Raw genomic sequence first — 4,476 nt, 5'->3', positions numbered from 1 at the left:
GGCCTCGTCCTCAAACGCCGGACGGGCTGAAAAGCAGCTCAGGCGTCTGGTCGGCCGGAGGGGGCCGGGAGGTACGGGGCCGTTGAGGGGAGGCTCAGGTCTGAGGGGAGTAGGGAGCCCAGCCAGCAGTCTCGGCGTACGCCTTGGTGGATCAGGGCGGAGCGGAGGGTGCCCTCCAGGGTGAAGCCGGCGCGTTGTGCGACCGCGCGGGAGGGGACGTTGCCGACTTCCGCGCGCCATTCCACGCGGTCGATCGACAGGTGGACGAAGGCCCAGCGGGCGGCGGCGAGGACGGCCTCGGTGACGTAGCCGTTGCCGCGGTGTTCCTTCCGGCCCCAGAAGCCGATCTCGGCACTGCTCATGGAACGCATCGTGAGGCCGAGCATGCCCACCAGTTCCTCCCCTTCGGGGAGGAAGAGTCCCCAGGTGAACATCGAACCGTTGGCCCAGCCGTCGGGGACCAGCTGCTCTGTGAAGCTCTCGGCGTGTTCGTACAGGTACGGCGAGGGCATCGTCGTCCAGCGCAGGATGTCGGGGTCCTGCACGGCCTCGTACACGGTATGGGTGTCCTTGGGGCCGACCGTACGCATGAGGAGGCGACCGGTGGAGAGCGTGACGGGTTCCATCGACCGATTCTGCTCGGGCGGCCGTAGCAAGCGCCATCCTTTATGCGGTGTGTGAGCGCGCGAACGCGTTTCGCACAATTCGTTGGCGGAACGCGGCACCATCCGAGACCCCCGGCCGTTGTCCCTTTGACGGAGATTTGAAGCAGCGTACGTTCGGCGTCCACGGCAGGCTCCCGGCGCGGCGGGGTCCTCGCATACGATGGCCGTTGCTCAGTCAAGTCAAATGGAAACCGACCGTCCCAGGCCCGACCGGCAAGGAGACCAACCCCCGTGTCCGTCCTCTCGAAGATCATGCGTGCAGGCGAAGGCAAGATCCTGCGCAAGCTGCACCGCATCGCGGACCAGGTCAACTCCATCGAAGAGGACTTCGTCGACCTCTCCGACGCCGAGCTGAGGGCCCTCACCGATGAGTACAAGCAGCGCTACGCAGACGGTGAGAGCCTGGACGACCTGTTGCCCGAGGCCTTCGCCACCGTCCGCGAGGCCGCCAAGCGCGTTCTCGGACAGCGTCACTACGACGTCCAGATCATGGGTGGCGCGGCCCTGCACCTCGGCTACGTGGCCGAGATGAAGACCGGTGAGGGCAAGACCCTCGTCGGCACGCTGCCCGCGTATCTGAACGCGCTGTCCGGCAAGGGCGTGCACCTGATCACGGTCAACGACTACCTGGCCGAGCGCGACTCCGAGATGATGGGTCGCGTCCACAAGTTCCTGGGTCTCAACGTCGGCTGCATCCTCGCCAACATGACGCCGGCCCAGCGTCGCGAGCAGTACGCGTGCGACATCACCTACGGCACGAACAACGAGTTCGGCTTCGACTACCTGCGCGACAACATGGCGTGGTCCAAGGACGAACTCGTCCAGCGCGGCCACAACTTCGCCATCGTCGACGAGGTCGACTCCATCCTCGTCGACGAGGCCCGTACCCCGCTGATCATCTCCGGCCCCGCCGACCAGGCCACCAAGTGGTACGGCGACTTCGCCAAGCTGGTCACCCGCCTGAAGCGGGGCGAGGCAGGGCAGCCGCTCAAGGGCATCGAGGAGACCGGCGACTACGACGTCGACGAGAAGAAGCGCACCGTCGGCATCCACGAGTCCGGTGTCTCCAAGGTCGAGGACTGGCTGGGCATCGACAACCTCTACGAGTCGGTGAACACGCCGCTGGTGGGCTACCTGAACAACGCCATCAAGGCGAAGGAGCTCTTCAAGAAGGACAAGGACTACGTCGTCATCGACGGCGAGGTCATGATCGTCGACGAGCACACCGGCCGTATCCTCGCCGGCCGCCGCTACAACGAGGGCATGCACCAGGCGATCGAGGCGAAGGAAGGGGTGGACATCAAGGACGAGAACCAGACCCTCGCCACGATCACCCTCCAGAACTTCTTCCGCCTCTACAAGCGCCACGACCAGAACGACAAGGAACAGCCCGGCCTGTCCGGCATGACCGGTACGGCGATGACCGAGGCCGCCGAGTTCCACCAGATCTACAAGCTCGGCGTGGTCCCGATCCCGACGAACCGGCCGATGATCCGCAAGGACCAGTCGGACCTGATCTACCGCACCGAGGTCGCGAAGTTCGAGGCGGTCGTCGACGACATCGTCGAGAAGCACGACAAGGGCCAGCCGATCCTCGTCGGTACGACGTCGGTCGAGAAGTCCGAGTACCTGTCGCAGCAGCTGTCCAAGCGCGGCATCCAGCACGAGGTGCTGAACGCCAAGCAGCACGACCGTGAGGCGATCATCGTCGCCCAGGCCGGCCGCAAGGGCGCCGTCACCGTCGCCACCAACATGGCCGGCCGCGGTACGGACATCAAGCTCGGCGGCAACCCCGAGGACCTCGCCGAGGCGGAGCTGCGCCAGCGCGGCCTCGACCCCGAGGAGCACATCGAGGAGTGGGCCGCGGCCCTGCCCGCCGCCCTGGAGAAGGCCGAGCAGGCGGTCAAGGCGGAGTTCGAGGAGGTCAAGGACCTCGGCGGCCTCTACGTCCTCGGCACCGAGCGGCACGAGTCGCGGCGTATCGACAACCAGCTGCGCGGTCGTTCCGGCCGTCAGGGCGACCCGGGTGAGTCCCGCTTCTACCTGTCTCTCGGCGACGACCTGATGAGGCTCTTCAAGGCCCAGATGGTCGAGCGCGTGATGTCCATGGCGAACGTGCCGGACGACGTGCCGATCGAGAACAAGATGGTCACCCGCGCGATTGCGTCCGCCCAGTCGCAGGTCGAGCAGCAGAACTTCGAGACCCGTAAGAACGTCCTGAAGTACGACGAGGTCCTCAACCGCCAGCGCGAGGTCATCTACGGCGAGCGGCGCCGTGTCCTGGAGGGCGAGGACCTGCACGAGCAGGTGCAGCACTTCATGGACGACACCATCGACGCCTATGTCGGCGCGGAGACCGCCGAGGGCTTCCCGGAGGACTGGGACCTCGAGCGGCTGTGGGGCGCGTTCAAGCAGCTCTACCCGGTGAAGGTGACCGTCGACGAGCTGGAGGAGGCGGCCGGCGACCGGGCCGGACTGACCGCCGAGTTCATCTCCGAGTCCATCAAGGACGACATCCACGAGCAGTACGCGGCGCGTGAGGCCCAGCTCGGCTCCGAGATCATGCGTGAGCTGGAGCGCCGGGTCGTGCTGTCGGTCCTGGACCGCAAGTGGCGCGAGCACCTCTACGAGATGGACTACCTCCAGGAGGGCATCGGCCTGCGCGCGATGGCGCAGAAGGACCCGCTGGTCGAGTACCAGCGCGAGGGCTTCGACATGTTCACCGCGATGATGGAGGGCATCAAGGAGGAGTCCGTCGGCTACCTGTTCAACCTGGAGGTCCAGGTCGAGCAGCAGGTCGAGGAGGTCCCGGTCGAGGACGCCGAGCCGGTCGCCGACCTGGAGAAGAAGGACGCGGTGCCGGCGCAGGCGGGTGCCCGTCCCGAGATCCGAGCCAAGGGCCTCGAGGCCCCGCGCCGCCCGGACCGGCTGCACTACACCGCGCCCAAGGTCGACGGTGAGGGCGACATCGTCGAGGGCGACTTCGACAACGGCGACGAGCCGGTGCGCTCCGAGGCCGACGGCCTCACGCGCGCGGAGCGTCGCAAGCAGGCGCGTGGTGGGCGCCGCCGTAAGAAGTAGCGACGCCGACGTGATGGTGGCGCCGTAGCGGCTGGAAGGGCCGGGTCTCCGAGAGGAGGCCCGGCCCTTCGGCTTGCGCGGTCCCTGGCGGCTCTGCGGGACTTCTGGGGACCGCTGAGGGCTGCTGGGCCGGTGGGCGCCGTTGTCCCGGTCGGCCGGACGTCAGACGACCTCAGAGGACGCCACACGACGACTGATGACGCCAGAGGACCTCAGACGATGTCAGGCGACCTCAGAGGACGTCACACGACGACTGATGACGCCAGACGACCTCAGGCGACGCCAGACGACCTCAGTCGTCGTCAGCCGGTGTCAGTCGTCGTCCGTACGCGGCCTGCGTGGGCCTCCCAGCTCCACCGCGGTGCAGCGCCAGCGCAGGTCTCCGCCCTGCTCAAGGCGGAACGCCATGGCGCGCAGCTGATCGCCGGCGCCGATCCGGGCGAAGGCCTCGATGGCACCCGCGCGGGGTTCGAAGTAGCCGATGTCGCGGACCACGGGGCGGCTGCCTCGGGTGCGCAGGGGGCCGCGCTCCGCCAGCCAGGCGAGTTCGTCGTAGGCGCGGCCGGCGGTGTGCCGGAGCATCGAGTGGACGGGGCGTTGGCCGCTCAGGACGAGGACCAGGCGGTCGGCGAAGACATCGGTGGGGCGGGGCTGGGGGACGGCGTGCGCGCTGCTGAGGGCCGCGGTCGCGGGCGGCACGGTCGTTCGCGGCTGGGTGGGAGCGGTGGGC

The 4,476-nt window shown here is 67.8% G+C and carries 3 protein-coding genes; 1 reads left to right on the top strand and 2 read right to left on the bottom strand.

Features of this window, described 5'->3' with window-relative positions:
- Nucleotides 1-38: 38 nt before the first annotated feature.
- Nucleotides 39-626 carry a GNAT family N-acetyltransferase gene (locus L0P92_RS42440; RefSeq protein WP_234768483.1) on the bottom strand — a complete coding sequence of 196 codons (588 nt, stop codon included), beginning with the start codon at nucleotides 624-626 and terminating at the stop codon, nucleotides 39-41.
- Between the two features lie 270 nt (nucleotides 627-896).
- Between L0P92_RS42440 and secA the strand changes: the two genes are divergently transcribed.
- The gene (secA, locus tag L0P92_RS42435) at nucleotides 897-3,746 is read left to right on the top strand and encodes a preprotein translocase subunit SecA (RefSeq protein ID WP_234768482.1); all 2,850 of its coding nucleotides are present in this window, start codon (nucleotides 897-899) and stop codon (nucleotides 3,744-3,746) included.
- Nucleotides 3,747-4,058: 312 nt separating this feature from the next.
- Here secA and L0P92_RS42430 read toward each other — a convergent pair.
- A partial coding sequence (locus L0P92_RS42430) for an Rv3235 family protein (RefSeq protein WP_234768481.1) occupies nucleotides 4,059-4,476 on the bottom strand: 418 nt, incomplete at its 5' end.

The sequence above is a fragment of the Streptomyces muensis genome (assembly GCF_021474425.1).
Taxonomy (GTDB): domain Bacteria; phylum Actinomycetota; class Actinomycetes; order Streptomycetales; family Streptomycetaceae; genus Streptomyces; species Streptomyces muensis.
The sequence above is the reverse complement of the archived record's forward strand: the minus strand, read 5'-3'. Positions and strand labels throughout refer to the sequence as shown.